Origin of the sequence: Roseivivax sp. THAF197b, from assembly GCF_009363255.1 — a bacterium.
GTDB lineage: Bacteria > Pseudomonadota > Alphaproteobacteria > Rhodobacterales > Rhodobacteraceae > Roseivivax.
Genome location: NZ_CP045318.1, coordinates 1,366,711 through 1,382,335, shown reverse-complemented (window position 1 = coordinate 1,382,335; position 15,625 = coordinate 1,366,711). Strand labels below are relative to the sequence as shown.

12 protein-coding genes are annotated in these 15,625 nt (G+C 65.1%); 5 read left to right on the top strand and 7 right to left on the bottom strand.

Translation table 11 applies throughout. The annotated features are described in order from the left end of the window. Positions 1 to 75: 75 nt before the first annotated feature. The 4 genes from FIV09_RS06855 to FIV09_RS06840 form a co-directional block, all read right to left on the bottom strand. Positions 76 to 1,173: an ABC transporter ATP-binding protein gene (locus FIV09_RS06855; RefSeq protein ID WP_152449300.1), complete on the bottom strand. Its 1,098-nt coding sequence runs from the start codon at positions 1,171 to 1,173 to the stop codon at positions 76 to 78. 5 nt (positions 1,174 to 1,178) lie between these two features. Next, positions 1,179 to 2,051 (bottom strand): carbohydrate ABC transporter permease, encoded by an 873-nt coding sequence (locus FIV09_RS06850; protein ID WP_152452410.1) that lies wholly within the window; start codon positions 2,049 to 2,051, stop codon positions 1,179 to 1,181. A 25-nt stretch (positions 2,052 to 2,076) separates the two neighbouring features. Further along, positions 2,077 to 2,949 carry a carbohydrate ABC transporter permease gene (locus tag FIV09_RS06845; protein ID WP_152449299.1) on the bottom strand — a complete coding sequence of 291 codons (873 nt, stop codon included), beginning with the start codon at positions 2,947 to 2,949 and terminating at the stop codon, positions 2,077 to 2,079. A gap of 81 nt (positions 2,950 to 3,030) precedes the next feature. Beyond that, a complete protein-coding gene (locus FIV09_RS06840; RefSeq protein ID WP_152449298.1) occupies positions 3,031 to 4,287 on the bottom strand; it encodes an ABC transporter substrate-binding protein in 1,257 nt (418 codons plus the stop codon). Between the two features lie 223 nt (positions 4,288 to 4,510). Between FIV09_RS06840 and FIV09_RS06835 the strand changes: the two genes are divergently transcribed. The 5 genes from FIV09_RS06835 to FIV09_RS06815 all read left to right on the top strand — a co-directional run bounded on the left by FIV09_RS06835 (position 4,511) and on the right by FIV09_RS06815 (position 12,773). Next, on the top strand, positions 4,511 to 5,248 hold the full coding sequence (locus tag FIV09_RS06835; protein ID WP_152449297.1) for a response regulator: 738 nt from the start codon (positions 4,511 to 4,513) through the stop codon (positions 5,246 to 5,248). Continuing rightward, the gene (locus tag FIV09_RS06830; protein ID WP_152449296.1) at positions 5,245 to 6,696 is read left to right on the top strand and encodes a HAMP domain-containing sensor histidine kinase; all 1,452 of its coding nucleotides are present in this window, start codon (positions 5,245 to 5,247) and stop codon (positions 6,694 to 6,696) included. The genes FIV09_RS06835 and FIV09_RS06830 overlap by 4 nt, the downstream gene beginning before the upstream one ends. A gap of 195 nt (positions 6,697 to 6,891) precedes the next feature. Beyond that, positions 6,892 to 8,379 (top strand): fused MFS/spermidine synthase, encoded by a 1,488-nt coding sequence (locus FIV09_RS06825; protein ID WP_152449295.1) that lies wholly within the window; start codon positions 6,892 to 6,894, stop codon positions 8,377 to 8,379. A 237-nt stretch (positions 8,380 to 8,616) separates the two neighbouring features. Continuing rightward, positions 8,617 to 9,705 carry an efflux RND transporter periplasmic adaptor subunit gene (locus tag FIV09_RS06820; RefSeq protein WP_152449294.1) on the top strand — a complete coding sequence of 363 codons (1,089 nt, stop codon included), beginning with the start codon at positions 8,617 to 8,619 and terminating at the stop codon, positions 9,703 to 9,705. Then, on the top strand, positions 9,702 to 12,773 hold the full coding sequence (locus FIV09_RS06815; protein WP_152449293.1) for an efflux RND transporter permease subunit: 3,072 nt from the start codon (positions 9,702 to 9,704) through the stop codon (positions 12,771 to 12,773). The genes FIV09_RS06820 and FIV09_RS06815 overlap by 4 nt, the downstream gene beginning before the upstream one ends. Position 12,774: 1 nt before the next feature. Here FIV09_RS06815 and FIV09_RS06810 read toward each other — a convergent pair whose 3' ends face one another. The 3 genes from FIV09_RS06810 to FIV09_RS06800 are packed head-to-tail and all read right to left on the bottom strand — an operon-like array spanning position 12,775 to position 15,610. Continuing rightward, positions 12,775 to 13,599, bottom strand: a complete 825-nt coding sequence (locus tag FIV09_RS06810) for an NAD(P)-dependent oxidoreductase (RefSeq protein WP_152449292.1) — start codon at positions 13,597 to 13,599, stop codon at positions 12,775 to 12,777. Continuing rightward, the gene (locus tag FIV09_RS06805; protein WP_152449291.1) at positions 13,596 to 14,396 is read right to left on the bottom strand and encodes a glycosyltransferase; all 801 of its coding nucleotides are present in this window, start codon (positions 14,394 to 14,396) and stop codon (positions 13,596 to 13,598) included. Before FIV09_RS06805 ends, FIV09_RS06810 begins: the two co-directional genes overlap by 4 nt. Beyond that, complete coding sequence (locus tag FIV09_RS06800) at positions 14,393 to 15,610, bottom strand: NAD-dependent epimerase/dehydratase family protein (protein ID WP_152449290.1); 1,218 nt, start codon at positions 15,608 to 15,610, stop codon at positions 14,393 to 14,395. Before FIV09_RS06800 ends, FIV09_RS06805 begins: the two co-directional genes overlap by 4 nt. Positions 15,611 to 15,625: the final 15 nt, after the last annotated feature.

The window sequence follows — 15,625 nt, the reverse complement described above, 5'->3', positions numbered from 1 at the left end:
CCCGGGGATGATCGGGGACCGCCGCACATTGTCGGACCTGAGCGATCCGGGCTGTCCGCGCCCGGACGCGGCACCTCAGTTCAGTCGCTGACCGGTCTCGGGCGCGAAATAGGACACCTTGCCCAGATCGAAGGCCAGGGATTGCGGCGATCCGGCTTTCGCCTGCGTCTCAGCATGCAGCCGCGCAGTGACGTGCTTGCCGCCCAGTTGCATGACCGCGAAAGTGTCCGCGCCCGCAGGCTCCACGATCTCGATCAGGCATTCGGCGATCTGCGCATGCTCGCTCGTCAGGCGCGCGGGATCTGCGATATCTTCGGGCCGCACGCCCATGATGACATCTTCGGGCAGATCGGTGTTGCGCGTGTCGGTCAGCACGATCGGGTCGCCCTCCTTCCGGGCGATCTCGATCTTGGTGCCGTTGCCGTTACGCCGCGCCTTGGCGGGGATCAGGTTCATCGCGGGCGAGCCCATGAAGTCCGCAACGAAGAGGTTGGCCGGACGATTGTAGATCTCCGCCGGGGAGCCGATCTGCTGGATTACCCCGCCCTTCATCACGACGATCTTGGTGGCCAGCGTCATCGCCTCGATCTGGTCGTGGGTGACGTAGACCATCGACGCGCCGAGCTTCTGGTGCAGGGCCTTGATCTCGGTGCGCATCTCGACGCGCAGCTTGGCATCGAGGTTCGACAGCGGCTCGTCGAAGAGGAAGAGCTTGGGATCACGCACCAGCGCCCGGCCCATGGCGACGCGCTGCCGCTGGCCGCCCGATAGCTGGCCGGGCTTGCGGTTCAGCAATTGCTCGATCTGCAATTGCGCGGCAACCTTCTTGAGCTTCTCGTCCTGCGTGGCCTGATCGACGCCGCGCACCTTCATGCCGAAGGTGATGTTCTTGGCCACCGTCATCGTCGGGTAAAGCGCGTAGGACTGGAACACCATGGCGATGTCGCGATCCTTGGGGCTGACATTGGTCATGTTCTGACCGCCGATGAAGAGGTCGCCGCCGGAGATCGGCTCAAGCCCCGCGATGCAGTTGAGAAGCGTGGACTTGCCGCAACCCGAGGGTCCGACGAGGACGAGGAAATCGCCCTCCTCGATCGACACGTTGATGTCGTGCAGCACCGCGGTCGCGCCGTAGTTCTTGTAGAGGTTCTTGACGTCGAGGATCGGGGACATCGGGCTTATCCTTTCACGGAACCGGCGGTCAGACCGCGGATGAAGTACTTTCCGGCAACCACGTAGACGAAGAGGGTTGGCAGGGCTGCGATGATCGCGGCGGCCATGTCGACGTTGTATTCCTTCACGCCGGTGGTCGAATTGACGATGTTGTTGAGCGCGACCGTCACGGGCTGCGTGCCCGCCTGGCTGAACGAGACGCCGAACAGGAAGTCGTTCCAGATCTGGGTGAACTGCCAGATCACGGTGACCACGATGATCGGCAGCGACAGCGGCAGGAAGATCGACCAGAAGATGCGGAAGAACCCCGCGCCGTCGACCTTCGCGGCCTTGGTCAGCTCGTCCGGGATCGACACGTAGTAATTGCGGAAAAAGAGCGTGGTGAAGCCCAGACCATAGATCACGTGCACGAAAACGAGGCCCGGAATGGTGCCTGCAATGCCCATCACGCCGAGCATCCGCGCCATCGGCAGCAGTACCACCTGGAACGGGATGAAGCAGCCGAAGAGCATCAGGGCGAAGAAGATGTTCGCCCCCTTGAAGCGCCATTGCGCGACGACATAACCGTTGAGCGCGCCCACGAGGGTCGAGATCAGAACGCCCGGAATGGCGATCAGCACCGAGTTCCAGAAGAACGGGCGCACGCCCTCGCATTGGATGCCGGTGCAGGCCTCGGACCAGGCGGTGCGCCACGCATCGAAGGTGACATCGCGCGGCAGGGACATCAGATCGCCCGTGCGGATCTCGTCGAGCGATTTCAGCGACGTGGTGATCATCACGAAAAGCGGCATCAGGTAGAACAGCGCGAAGACGCACAGTGCCACGTAGAGGATGACGCGCAGGACGAGCTTCGTTGTCTGGTTCTGGGAACGGACCATCGAGGGGCCGCTGCTGGAAGAGATATCAGCCATCTTTGGTCCTCAATTCCGAATAAAGGTAGGGAACGACGATCGCGAAGACGACGAGCATCATGACCATGGCGGAGCTGGCCGCCTGGCCGATATCGCCGCGCGAGAAGGCCATCGCATACATGTAGGTTGCGGGCAGATCGGTGGCGTAGCCCGGGCCTCCGCCCGTCAGCGCGATCACCAGGTCGAAGGACTTGATGGCAAGGTGGGCCAACACGATGAACGCGCTGAGGAAGATGGGCGCCATCGAAGGGATGATGATCGCGGTATAGACGCGCCAATTCGGGATGCCGTCCACCTGCGCGGCCTTGATGATCTCGCCATCGACGGAGCGCAGACCGGCGAGAAACAGCGCCATCACGAAGCCCGAGCTTTGCCAGATCGCGGCGATGACGATGGTGTAGATCGCCATGTCCGGATCGACGAGCCAGTCGAAGGTGAAATTCTCGAACCCCCAGCCGCGTACCATCGCCTCGAGGCCAAGCCCCGGGTTCAGGATCCATTTCCAGGCGGTGCCGGTGACGATCATCGAAAGCGCCATCGGGTAGAGGTAGATCGTGCGGATCGCACCCTCGGTGCGGATCTTCTGGTCGAGCAGGATCGCCAGCAGCAATCCCAGCACCATCGCGATGATGATGAAGAGCGCCCCGAAGATGAACAGGTTGATCATCGCCGTCTCGAAGCGCGGCGACGTGGCCAGCCGTTCATACTGAATGAAGCTGTCGAGCTCGTAGCGCGGCATCAGGCGGGACCGTGTCAGCGACACCCAGGCCGTCCAGCCGATGAAGCCGTAGACGAAGATCATGACCGCGATGAACGACGGCGCCAGAACGATCTTCGGCATGTTGTCTTGAAGCCATTTCGACATGGCGTGCCCTCCCCCCTTTTTGGTAGCCCGATGGCCCCGCCCCCGAAGGGACAAGGCCGGAGTTTCGGTAATCGCGGGCGATTACATGGAGTTGGCGACAGCGTCCGTCAGCATCTGCACGGCGTCCTCGGAGGACATGTCAGAGTTGAAATGCGCGGTGACGACATCGGTGATCGCACCGGCCTGCGCGCCGAACAGGGCCATGCCGTGGGCATAGGACGGCAGGAGGGAGCCGCCATCGGAGGTGCTGGCCATGTCGGATGCCGAGGTCTGTGCGCAGCTGTCGAAGCCATCGAGCGCCACATCGGTGCGCGCGGGGATCGAGCCCTTGTTCATGTTGAACACTTCCTGGAAGCTCGGGCCCATGACCAGCTCTGCCAGAAGCTCCTGACCGGCCTGCTTGGCCTCGCCGTCGACTTCGAACATCGCGAAGCTGTCGACGTTGTAGAGGAAGCCGTCACCCGGCGTGGAGGCGCAGGTGAAGTCGACACCCGGCTCCTGACCGGCGGCGAGGAATTCGCCCTTGGCCCAGTCGCCCATGATCTGGAAGGCGGCCTCGCCGTTCATGACCATCGCGGTGGCAAGGTTCCAGTCGCGGCCCGAGAAGTTGTCGTCGACATATCCGCGCAGGGTGCGCATCTGGTCGAAGACCGCGACCATCGTGTCGGAGCCCAGCGCTGCGGGATCGAGATCGACCAGCGCCTGCTGGTAGAACTCGGGACCGCCGAGGCCGAGAACCACCGTCTCGAAGACGGTCGCATCCTGCCAGGCCTGACCGCCATGCGCGAGCGGGATGATGCCCGCCGCCTGCAGCGTGTCTGCCGCGGCGTTGAACTCTTCCCAGGTGGTGGGCATCTCGATGTCGTTGGCCGCGAGGATCTCGGTGTTGGCCCAGATCCAGTCAACGCGGTGGACGTTCACCGGAACCGCGCACCAGGTGCCGTCGCACTTCATGTGCGAGGCGATGGAGGCGGGCAGAAGCTCGCTCCAGTTGTTCTCTTCGGCCACGTCAGAGATATCGGCCAGAACGCCTTCCTGGTACCATTCCTGGATGGACGGGCCCTTGATCTGCGCCGCGGTGGGCGCGTTGCCCGACAGAACGCGTGCACGCAGCGCCGTGCCAGCCGCATCGCCGCCGCCGCCTGCGACGGGCATGTCGGTCCAGGTGCCACCATTCTCGGCGAACTCTTCCTGCAGAACGGCCACGGACTTCGCCTCGCCACCGGATGTCCAGTAATGCAGGACCTCGGCCTCGGGCGTGACATGGCTTTCGGCCAGTGCCCCGTTTGCGGCCACGATCGCGATCGCGGACACCATTTTAAATGCGCCGTATTTCATCTTGGTTTCCTCCCAGATACTGCCCTTCCCGGGCAATGGTGGGGGAACATTGTCGCTTGGCCCGAAGCGTTGCAACTTCGGAATGGCGGCTAATCGCTGGGGGCATGCAATTAATCGGGCAAGCCGTTACACATTGTTACGCAAGGCTCTGGGCCGGTGCATGAAAAGGCATATGATCCCGCCCGGAAGCGCCCGCCCGGCGGCGTGTCGAAGGAGATCATGGATGACGATCCCGCGCATTCTGGTGGTCGATGACGATGTGGAGATGCGTCGCATGATGACGCAGTTTCTGCAAAAGAACGGCTCCATCGCGCTGCCTGCGGCCAACGAGGCGGAGGTGCGCGGCCATCTCGAGGCCGGACGCATCGATCTCATCCTTCTCGACGTGATGCTGGGCGACGAGAACGGCCTGTCGATCTGCGACCGGCTGCGGCGCGAACAGGACGTGCCGGTCATCATGGTCTCGGCGCTGTCGGCCGATCACCAGCGGATGCAGGGCTACGAGGTGGGCGCGGACGATTACATCGCCAAACCCTTCAACCCCGAGCTGATGCTGGCCCGGATCAAGGCCGTGCTGAAGCGGACCCGGCGCGCGGCCTCTCTCGCGCATCGCCGCCAGACCGATATCTTCCATTTCCGCGGCTGGCGCTACGATGCCAAGCGCCGCGAGGTGCTGTCGCCCGATGGCGTGCAGGTCGCATTGTCGAAACGCGAAACGGCCTTGTTGCAGGTGCTCCTGGCGAACCCCTATATTCCGCTCACTCGCGAAGAGATCGCCGAAACGCTCAGCGTCGATGACACAGCCCCGCAGACGGGCGATGCCTCGGGACGCTCCATCGACATGCTGGTCAAACGGCTGCGCTCCAAGATCGAGGTCAATCCGAAGGAGCCCGAGGTGCTTCTGACCGAACGGGGCGTGGGCTATGTCTTCGCGGTCGATGTGACGACAGAAGACGCATGACGCGAAACGCGCCCAGCCTGCGCCTGATCGGAACGGTCATCGTCCTCTGCGCCTTCGCGGCGGGCCTCATCGCGGCCTGGGCCTGGGTACGCTCGGATGCGCGCTGGCAGCAGCATCGCTCCGAAGCTTACGTGGCGGGGCTTGCACTGTACGCCACCCTGCAGACCGGGGCTGCCGCCCCACGGGACATGGCGATCGCGCCCCTCTCCACCGAGGATCAGGCCCGCGCCAGCCGCAATGATTTCCTGCAGCTATCCCGCGCGCCGCAGGTGGTCCGCACCACCATCGTGCCCATCCTGCCCGATCCGGGCCGGGGCGGCGTGACCGACGCGCTGACCCTGGTGATCCTGTCATCCGACATCGTCTATCCCATTGCTCCCCTGCAGCAGCGCGCCGAGCAGACCGCGGCGGAGACCACGGGCGAGGTGCTGCGCCTTCTGGCCACCTATTGCAGCGATCCCGTGGTTCTGGCCCGCGTGGGCACCGGTCCGTGGCTTTACGTCGAGGGGGCTCGCTTCTGGAATTGTGCCGCCGCCCCCCCGGATCTGCGGCTCTGGGCGGCGATGGGGGCTGCTGTCGCCGTGGCCGGGCTGCTGACCGTGCTTCTGAACACCACGGCGCATTTCACCAATTTCGCGGGCCGTCTTCGCAGCCGCCGACGCTTGGACGGGCCGGACAGCTACGACACGGACGGGCCGCAGGAATTGCGGGACATCATCAACGCGGTGAACAACTACCTGGAGATGGAGCGCGCCCAGCTGGCCGCCCGGGCTGCCGTCCTTTCCGGGGTCAGTCACGATCTGGGCACGCCTGCGACCCGGCTGCGGCTGCGCACCGCGCTCATCGAGGATGCGGAACTGCGCGGCAAGCTCGAGCAGGACATCGACAGCATGACCGGCATGATCGAAAGCGTCCTGACATACACGCGCGCGGAGATGAACGCCGAGACGCCGCGCCGGATCTCGTTGCAATCGCTGATCGAGGCCATCGTCGCGGATTACGAGGATATCGGCCAACCGGTCCGGGTCCGCCCGCCGCGCGACAAGATCCTGCAAGGCGCGCAATCGGTGTTCATGTCGCGGCGTGGCAGCAGCGTCATCTCCGGCGATACCGATATCGTCGTGCGAGCGCGGCCCATCTCGCTGCAGCGCGCGATCTGCAACCTGATCGACAATGCGCTGAAATACGGCCGCAGCTCCACCGTCGGGCTGGAGACCGGCGCCACAAGCGTCACAATCACCGTCGAGGATGAGGGCACGGCCAGCACGGCGGAGGATATCGGCAAGCTGATGGCCCCCTTCACCCGCGGCGAAAACATCGCAGCGAAAGACGGCTACGGGCTGGGCCTGACCATCGTGAACACGATTGCGAGCCTGCATGGCGGGTCCTTGTCCTTCGAGGACACATCGACCGGGATCATCGCCCGTCTGACCATCGCGCGGGGCTGAGGCAGGGCGCGCGGCGCCGCATGTGCAAGGAGCCACGCCGCGTGAGCCCTCGCCACTGCCCGACGCGCCGCAGGCTGCGCGGAAAGAGATAACGCCAAGGCAGTGCGTGACCTTCGCGCCCTCCGCCACATCTTTCCCGGCAAGACGCGATACCGGGCTGACCAGGCTGCCTGGGCAGACAATCGAAAGGCGATCATGCGGTTCTGGACCAATATCAACCTCATCCTCGTTTTGTCGGTCGTGGGCCTCACCTACGAGATCGCGGCGGGCCGCGTTCTGGCGCCCTTCTTCGGCACGTCGCTGGTGACCTGGACCGCGGTGATCGCGACCGTTCTCGCGGGCTTTTCACTGGGCTCTGCCCTGGGCGGGCTCGTGGCCGAACGCGGTCGGCGCGATGCGGTGGCCGCGGTGCAGAAGGCGCTCATCGGGACGGCGGTGCTGATGGCGCTGTCGCCAACCATCCTTGCGGCCCTCTACGGCATGGGCGCGCGCGGCACGTCGGGCATGTTGCTGACCGTCTTCGTGGCATTCTTTCCGGCCTCGGTGCTGGTCACGCTGCCCACGCCGCTTCTGGCCAAGCTCGCCGTGGAGGCCCGACCGGGGCGCGAAGGTTCCTCCCTTGGCATCGTGCTGGCCGCAGGGTCGCTCGGGGCGATCTTCGGGGCGATCCTCGCGGGCTTTGTCACCCTGCCCTTCCTCGGCTCGGCGGCGACCTTCGCAGGCTGCGGGGCCGCGGCGCTTCTCTGTGTGCCGTTTCTGCGCGCAGAGCCGAAAACGGCCGCCGCCCGCGACGATGCCCGCATCGGCACGCCCGTTGCCGTGGGACCGGCTGCGGTTCTCGTGGCGCTCAGCCTCGCGACGGGTCCTGTCTGCCAATACGAATCCGGCCTATCCTGCATCGATGTCGTGCAGCGCGGGGGGAATGTTCAGCTATATTCCGACCGCACGCCCCAGGCGGCAGAGCGCGCCCTGCCCGACGGCGCCCGCGCCGATACCGGTCCGGAACTTGTGATGCCTTACGTGCAATGGATCTGGGCGCGTCTGGCGCAGGATCTTGGCCCTGCCCCTAAGGTCCTGTTCATCGGCGGTGGCGGCTATACCCTGCCCACGCAGCTTTTGTCCGAGCGGCCCGAGGCGCGCGCCGTGGCGGTGGAAATCGATCCGCTCATCACATCGGTCGTCCGCCAGCACCTGCCTGCCGCAAGTGCTATGATCGCCGAGACCGGCTATGATGCCGGGCGCGATCTGCCCGCGCGGACCACCGCGGAGAACCGGCTTGGCATCGTGCATGAAGACGGTCGGGTCTATATCAACGAGACCGGCAAAACGTTCGATGCCGTGGTGATGGATGCGTTCTCCTCGGGCTCGGTGCCTGCCCACCTCGCCACGCGCGAGACCTATGCGAGGCTGCGCCAGATCGTCGATGGCCCGGTCTACGTGAACCTGATCGACGCGCCCGACGGTCGGCTGGCGCGCGGGCTTCATGCGATCCTGACGGAGCTCTACCCGCATGTCCGCGCCGTTCAGGGCCCCGTCAGCAATCGCGGCCGCGCCAACATCCTGCTTGCGGCCTCCGACGTGCCGCTGCCTACCCTGACGCAGATGCCCACGGACTACGCGCTCACGGAGATCTCCGACGGTCGCGCCTTCACCGATGATCGCGGCTGGGTCGGTCACAGGTAGGCCCTGCGCTGAAACGCCACGCCCCCTGTTCCGGAACGGACAGGAATGACCGCGCATTGAGATGCGACTGGCGGGCGGCGGACCTCGCGTAAAGCGCTCGCATGAGACACCTGTTTCGGCCTGGCACAGGGCGCCGCGCGGAAGGCGCTGAGGCGGCGATCCGGTACGAAGCCGCCCGGCAAGACAGATCCTGAGACCCAATGCGCATCCTGGCGCACAGCAATACGGAGACCGGCGATGACCAGCCTTCTGAAAGCCTTTGCGGGATTGCTCGCCATTGCAGCCTTTGGCGCGGCGGGATTGTTCGGAACGGAATACCTGCTGTCGAACTCGGGCGCCGCGATGCAATCGGACGGTGAGCGTGCCCGCACCACCCCTGTCGGCGTCACCGCGCCCGAACAGCAGGCCGTCGACGATGCCGTCAGCGCGGTCGGCACGATCATGGCCATTCGCGACATCGAATTGCGCGCCGCCACGTCCGGACGGGTCGCCGAGGTCGCGGTTGCCTCCGGCGCGAGCGTTCAGGCCGGGGACCTCATCCTCGAGCTTGACGCCGACAGCGAACGCGCGGCTTTGCGCAGCGCAGAGGCCAGCCTTTCGGAGGCGCGGCAGAACCTCGACCGGGTCGAGGAGCTGGCCGCATCGAACACCGCTGCCGAGGCCCGGCTCGAACAGGCGCGCGCCATGTTCAACCGTGCCGAAAGCGAGGTCGCGCGCGCCGAGGCCGCCTTGGCCGATCACCGGATCACTGCGCCCTTCGACGGCACGCTGGGACTGATCGACCTCGATCCCGGAGCGTGGCTGACACCCGAAACACCGCTCACCCGCCTGTCGGACCTGTCTGTTGTCGAGGTCGAGATCGCCCTGCCCGAACGCTATTACGACCGCGTCGAACCAGGTCAGACCATCTCTCTCACCGTGCCCGCCTATCCGGATGCCACTTTCGAGGGCGCCGTCACGGTGCGGGACAGCGCCATATCGCCCGCATCCCGCAGCTTCGACATCCGGGCCGAGATCGACAATGCCGAGCGGCGCCTGACAGGCGGCATGTTCGCCCGCACTCAACTGGTTTTCGGCACGGGCGATGCGCTGACACTGCCCGACGACGCGATCATCTCCGAAGGTGAGACGACCTTCGTCTACATCGTCGAGGACGGTCAGGCTGTCCGGCGCGAGGTCAGCCTCGGCGGCTCCGCAGGCGAGCGCACGGTGGTCACGGAGGGCATCGGCGCCGATGACCGCATCGTCGTGACGGGCTGGAGCAATCTGCGCGACGGCGCGCCTGTGGACGTCGCGGACAACGTCGCTCGCGAGGCGCTGCAATGACCCTCTCGGATCTCAGTCTCAAGCGGCCCGTCCTCGCCACGGTCATGTCGATCCTGATCGTGATCCTCGGCATTGCCGGGCTCACGCGGATGCCGGTGCGCGAATTGCCCAATACCTCCACCGCCGAGGTGACGGTCAGCGTGCAATATACCGGTGCGGGCCCCAGCGTGGTCGATTCCGAGATCACCTCGGTTGTCGAGGGCGCGATTTCCACCGTGGCCGGGATCGACCGGATCTCGACCGAGGCCGAGCTTGGCGGCGCGCGCACCGTGATCACCTTCCGTCAGGGCCGCGATATCGATGCGGCAGCCTCCGACGTGCGTGCAGCCGTGCAATCCGTGGCCGCCGATCTGCCCGAGGCGGCGGGCGAGCCGCAGGTCGAAAAGAACGACAGTCAGGGCGATCCGATCCTCTGGATGACGATGACATCCGACCGCATGTCGGCGGTGGAGCTCACCGATTACGCCGACCGCTTCATCACCGACCGGCTCGAGACGCTGGGCGGTGTGGCTGCGGTGAACATTTATGGCGACCGGCCGTATGCAATGCGGATCTGGCTCGATCCCGACGCAATGGCCGCCCGCGACATCACCGTGAACGAGGTCTCCGCCGCCCTGCGCGACAACAACCTCGAACTGCCCGCAGGCCAGATCGAAAGCGCCTCGCGCACCTACCTTCTGCGCACCGAGACGCGGCTTTCGAGTGCCGAGGATTTCGAGAACCTGATCCTGCGCGATGCGGGCGGCTTCCCCGTGCGGCTGGGTGATGTGGCGCGCGTCGCCCTTGGCACCGAGACCGACGATTCCCGCTTCCGTTCCAACGGAGAGACGGCCATCGGCCTGGGAGTTCTGCGGCAATCCTCCGCCAACACGCTGTCGATCTCGCAGGCGGTCAACGAAGAAGTCGCCGCGATCCAGAGCGATCTGCCAAGCGGCACGACGCTTCAGGTCACCAGCGACGACGCGGATTTCATCCAAAGCTCGATCGAGCAGGTCCTGATGACGCTGCTGATCGCGGTCGGCATCGTCGTCACGGTCATCTTCCTGTTCCTGACATCGCTGCGCGCGACCATCGTGCCTGCGGTGACGATCCCCATCGCCCTTCTGGGTGCCTGTGCGGGCATCGCCATCGCGGGCTTTTCGATCAACATCCTGACGCTTTTCGCGCTAATCCTCGCCATCGGTCTTGTCGTCGATGACGCCATCGTCGTGCTTGAGAATATCGAGCGGCGGGTGGAGGAAGGCGACGATCCAAAGGACGCCGCGCGCAAGGGCGCCAACCAGGTCTTTTTCGCGGTGGTCTCCACATCGGCCACGCTGATCGCCGTCTTCGTGCCGCTGTCCTTCCTGCAAGGGGAGATCGGCAAGCTCTTCTCCGAGTTCGGTGTGACGCTCGCCATTGCGGTTGCGCTTTCGTCCTTCGTGGCGCTGTCTCTTTGCCCCGTCATCGCGTCGAAGGTCCTGAAACCGGGCATGAGCGAGGGCCGCTTCGCCAGGACGGTCAAGCGGATCACGGATGCCACGTCCTCGGGCTACCGTGCCTTGCTGACACGGGCGATCCGCATGCCCGTGCTGGTCGTGGGCATCGCCGCTCTGATGACCGGCATGTCCTGGACGCTCTATCAGAACCTGCCGTCGCAGCTCACGCCGCAGGAAGATCGCGGCATCTTCTTCGTCTCGATCTCTGCGCCCGCGGGCTCCGCGCTGGGTCTGACCGATCAGGCTGTGGATCAGGTGGAAGACCTGATCGCGCCCTACCGCGAAGACGGTGTCGTCGATGACGTGATCTCCATCATCGGGCAGTATGGCGAGACCGGCCGCGCCTTTGTGGTCGCCGTCATGTCGCCCTGGGGCGAGCGCAATATGGGGCCGCGCGACGTGGTGAACGAATTGCGCCCGGCCTTTGGGCAGATCACCTTGGCGAGCGTCCGCTCCTTCGCGCCGTCTGGGCTCGATGCGGGCGCCGGGTCTGGCCTGTCACTGACCATCACGGCCCCCAGCTTCGAAGAGGCGGCGGAATGGTCCGCCAACATGGAACAGGCGATGCGCGATAGCGACGTCCTGACCGGTGTGCGCCGCGCCTACGAGGTGAACACGCCCGGCTTCGACATCCGCGTGAACCGCGAGCTTGCGCGCGGGATCGGCGTGGATGCGCGGGCGATCTCGGATTCGGTGCGGACCTTCTTCGCCTCCGCCGAGGTTACGGAATTCATCCGGGAGGACCGGCAATACCCGGTGATCCTGCAAGCCCCCGAAGAGTTGCGCGCCACAACAGACAACCTGCGCGGCCTCAATATCCGCACCGCAAGCGGTGAGCTCGTGCCACTCGATGGGCTGGTTGAGCTAGAGCGCCGCGCCTCGGTCGCCGCGTTCAACCGCCTGAACCGCCAACCGGCGGTGGAGATCAGCGCGTCGCTCGCCGAGGGGGTCGATCTGGGTCAGGCCATCGCCGAGGTGGACCGCCTCGCCGATGAACAGCCCGCGCAGATGGGCGTCACCTATTCGGGCCAGGCGGAGCAGTTCCAGGAAACCTCGGGCGGGATCTTCGTGACCTTCGGCCTTGCGCTGCTGATCGTGTTCCTCGTGCTGGCCGCACAATTCGAAAGCTTTGTGCAGCCCGTGGTGATCCTGCTGTCGGTGCCCTTGGCCGTGGCGGGCGCGCTACTGACGTTGTTTGTGCTTGGCGAGTCTGTGAACATCTACAGCCAGGTCGGGATGGTCATGCTGATCGGTCTCATGGCCAAGAACGGCATCCTGATCGTCGAGTTCGCCAACCAGCTGCGCGAAGAGGGTCACGCCGTGCGCGAGGCTGTGATCGAGGCGGCAACCGTGCGTCTGCGCCCGATCCTGATGACGGTGCTGTCCACCGTGTTGGGCGCCGTGCCGCTGGTCTTTTCGTCGGGCGCCGGGGCGGAGAGCCGTTTCTCCATCGGTATCGTCATCATCGGCGGCTTTTTCCTGGCCTCCATCCTGACGCTGTTCCTGACACCGGTGCTCTATGACCTGATGCAGCGTGACCGAGATGAGGCCGGCGACGAAAAGCCGGGCGATCTGAGCCCGGCGGAATAGCCTATCCGAGCTGCGCCTGCCCGACGAGCTCGGGCAATGCGGCATCGAGCCCGGCCACACCGCGCGGTCGCCAGCCCAGAGCCCGCAGGCGGTCGCAGCGCATCTCGGATACCGGCGCATCGCTGGGCGGGGGCGGTTTAACCCCCGCGCCCGTCAGCCGGGCCACGCGCGACAGTAGGTCGTGCCGGTCGAGCAGAATGTCGGAGGCGTTGAAGGGCCCCGTCGCGTCATTGCACAGGAGCAGCCGCACAGCGGCGGCCAGATCGTCGCCGTGAAGCTCGGTGCTGCGGCGCGGTTCGATCTTGCGCGCGGCAAGGAAGTCCCGGAACAGCCCGCACCATTTGTGATCCCGCCCCGGCCCGTAGATGCCCGTCGCGCGGATCGAGGCGGTGGCAAATTCCGGGCCATGCATCGCCGCAAGCGCCTGTTCCGCTTCCCATTTCACCTGTCCGTAAAGCGTGTCGGACCGCGGCGTCAGGTCTTCGACGAGGGGCGTGCCGGGCGGGTAATCGCCATAGACCGCGCGGGAACTCAGAAAGATGATGCGCGAGACGCCGCATGCACGCGCCGCCTCGAACAGCCGCAGCGAGCCGTCCAGATTGGCGCGGCGGAAACCCTCCGGGTCGTCCCCCTCGCCGCCGCGATAGCGGCCAGGCACATGGGAAAAAGCGCAATGGATCAGCGCGTCACAGCCCTCGAGATCGGGCGCGTCTCCAAGACTGTAATCAGGTCGCGAAAGCGCCAGAAGATCGTCGCCCGCCGCACGGATTTCCTCAGCGATGAAACGCCCGACAAGGCCTGTACCGCCGGTCAACGCGATCTTCATGCGGGATCCGGCAGGCTTGCGATCTCGGGCACCGGCCCCTCGCCCGCATAGGCACGCCACAGATCGATCAGGGGCGCGAGGCGAGCGGCCTTGTCATGGTCCTGCCACGGCTTTTCGTATTGGAAATGAAGAACATGGATGTCCGACCAGCGCCAGAGTTCCGGCAGGTTGAACCACACATATTGCAGCATGTTCATGAAGACGGGCAGCCCGTGCCAATCGGGAAAGAAGTCCTGCAGGAAGGTCTGATCGGTCCGGCGCCAGAACATGTCCGGCACATCGAGCCGCGCCAACATCGCCTCGAACGTCGCGGGATCAGGCCGCGCGGTGAAGACGCCCGAATTCATCCGGTGAAAATCGCCCAAGCCCTCATAAACATTGGGGGCCGCGCAGAATTCGGGGTAGTCGAACAGCTTGTCGAGATTGCGCAGCACAAGCGTATCGGCATCGAGGAACACGACCCGCTCATAGGGCAGCTGCCAGAGCCGCAGCTTGGCGAAATTGTCGAGCGGCGTGTGAAAGGCGGGCTTGTTGCCCTTCGCAAACGGTGCCGCGTCATGCAGGGCCTTGCGCGCGTGCCGCGCGTTGAAGGCGTCCGATGTGGGCAACAGCTGGGTGGGCGTCAGATGCGTGCCCGGATGCGCGAGCGTCTCCAGCGCGGCCTCCGACACGCCGCCCGTATGCATCACCACCAGATCGGCCTCGGTCCCGGACAGCCGCAGCGAGCGCAGAAGCGCCCGCGCGCCCAGCGCGAAATCGTCATTCGTCACCAGGGTGACGTAGGCGCACCGGCTCATGAGACGGATTTGATGCGGCTGCTTTCGGGATCCTTTTCAACGCGGCTGCCCAGATCCTTGGTCCAGGCGCTGACCGCGGGCACGCGGGTGCGGTCGATGCGGTGGGCGAATTTGCGCGCGACCTCCACGACCTCATCGAGAAGCCCCTCTTCCAGCGTGGTGGGATCAAGGCCCAGCGCCAGGAACTGGTCGTTCTTCACGATCAGGTCGTTCTCGGCGGCTTCCATCCGGGGGTTCGGCAGATAGGCGATCTTTGCGCCGGTCTTCTTCGCCACCAGTTCGGCCAGATCGCGCACCCGGTGGGTTTCGGTCATCTGGTTGAAGATCTTCACCCGGTCGCCCGCCTCGGGCGCATCCGAGAGCGCCAGCGCGATGCAGCGCACGGAATCCTGGATATGGATGAAGGCGCGCGTCTGCCCGCCCGAGCCATGCACGGTCAGCGGATAGTCGATCGCCGCCTGGATCAGGAACCGGTTCAGCACCGTGCCGTAATCGCCATCGTAATCGAAGCGGTTGATGAGCTGCGGATGCCGCCGCGTCTGATCGGTATGGGTGCCCCAGACGATACCCTGATGCAGATCGGTGATCCGAAGCCCGTCATTCTGCGCATAGAACTGGAACAGGATCTGATCGAGCGATTTGGTCATGTGATAGACCGAGCCGGGCCGCGTGGGATAGAGGATCTCCTGCGCCTTCTTGCCGGTGGGCGTGTCGATCTCGATATCGAGATAGCCTTCGGGGATCGGCGCACCGACCGACGAATAGCCATAGACGCCCATCGTGCCCAGATGCACCAGATGCGCGTCGATGCCGGTCTCGACCATGGCGGTCAGCAGGTTATGCGTCGCGCTGACATTGTTGTTGACCGTGTATGTCTTGTGCCGGTCGGATTTCATCGAATAGGGCGCGGCGCGCTGCTCAGCGAAGTGGATGATCGCGTCGGGGCGTTCGGCTTCCAGCCATTGCTTGAGCCGCTGGTATTCCTTCGCCAGATCCAGCAGGTGGAAATGCAGAACGCGGCCCGTTTCCTGTTTCCAGATGCGGCAGCGCTCCTGGATGCTGTCCATCGGCGTGAGCGATTGCACGCCAAGCTCCGTGTCGATCCAGCGCCGGGACAGGTTGTCGATGATATGGATGTCGTGACCCTGCTCCGAGAGGTGCAAGGCCGTGGGCCAGCCGCAAAATCCGTCGCCGCCCAGAACTGCAATCTTCATCGTCTCACCCCGTCC

Excerpts from the sequence above, each read along its gene's own strand:
- FIV09_RS06855 (WP_152449300.1), bottom strand. The coding sequence starts at position 1,173 with ATGTCCCCGATCCTCGACGTCAAGAACCTCTACAAGAACTACGGCGCG.
- FIV09_RS06850 (WP_152452410.1), bottom strand. The coding sequence starts at position 2,051 with ATGGTCCGTTCCCAGAACCAGACAACGAAGCTCGTCCTGCGCGTCATC.
- FIV09_RS06845 (WP_152449299.1), bottom strand. The coding sequence starts at position 2,949 with ATGTCGAAATGGCTTCAAGACAACATGCCGAAGATCGTTCTGGCGCCG.
- FIV09_RS06840 (WP_152449298.1), bottom strand. The coding sequence starts at position 4,287 with ATGAAATACGGCGCATTTAAAATGGTGTCCGCGATCGCGATCGTGGCC.
- FIV09_RS06835 (WP_152449297.1), top strand. The coding sequence starts at position 4,511 with ATGACGATCCCGCGCATTCTGGTGGTCGATGACGATGTGGAGATGCGT.
- FIV09_RS06830 (WP_152449296.1), top strand. The coding sequence starts at position 5,245 with ATGACGCGAAACGCGCCCAGCCTGCGCCTGATCGGAACGGTCATCGTC.
- FIV09_RS06825 (WP_152449295.1), top strand. The coding sequence starts at position 6,892 with ATGCGGTTCTGGACCAATATCAACCTCATCCTCGTTTTGTCGGTCGTG.
- FIV09_RS06820 (WP_152449294.1), top strand. The coding sequence starts at position 8,617 with ATGACCAGCCTTCTGAAAGCCTTTGCGGGATTGCTCGCCATTGCAGCC.
- FIV09_RS06815 (WP_152449293.1), top strand. The coding sequence starts at position 9,702 with ATGACCCTCTCGGATCTCAGTCTCAAGCGGCCCGTCCTCGCCACGGTC.
- FIV09_RS06810 (WP_152449292.1), bottom strand. The coding sequence starts at position 13,599 with ATGAAGATCGCGTTGACCGGCGGTACAGGCCTTGTCGGGCGTTTCATC.
- FIV09_RS06805 (WP_152449291.1), bottom strand. The coding sequence starts at position 14,396 with ATGAGCCGGTGCGCCTACGTCACCCTGGTGACGAATGACGATTTCGCG.
- FIV09_RS06800 (WP_152449290.1), bottom strand. The coding sequence starts at position 15,610 with ATGAAGATTGCAGTTCTGGGCGGCGACGGATTTTGCGGCTGGCCCACG.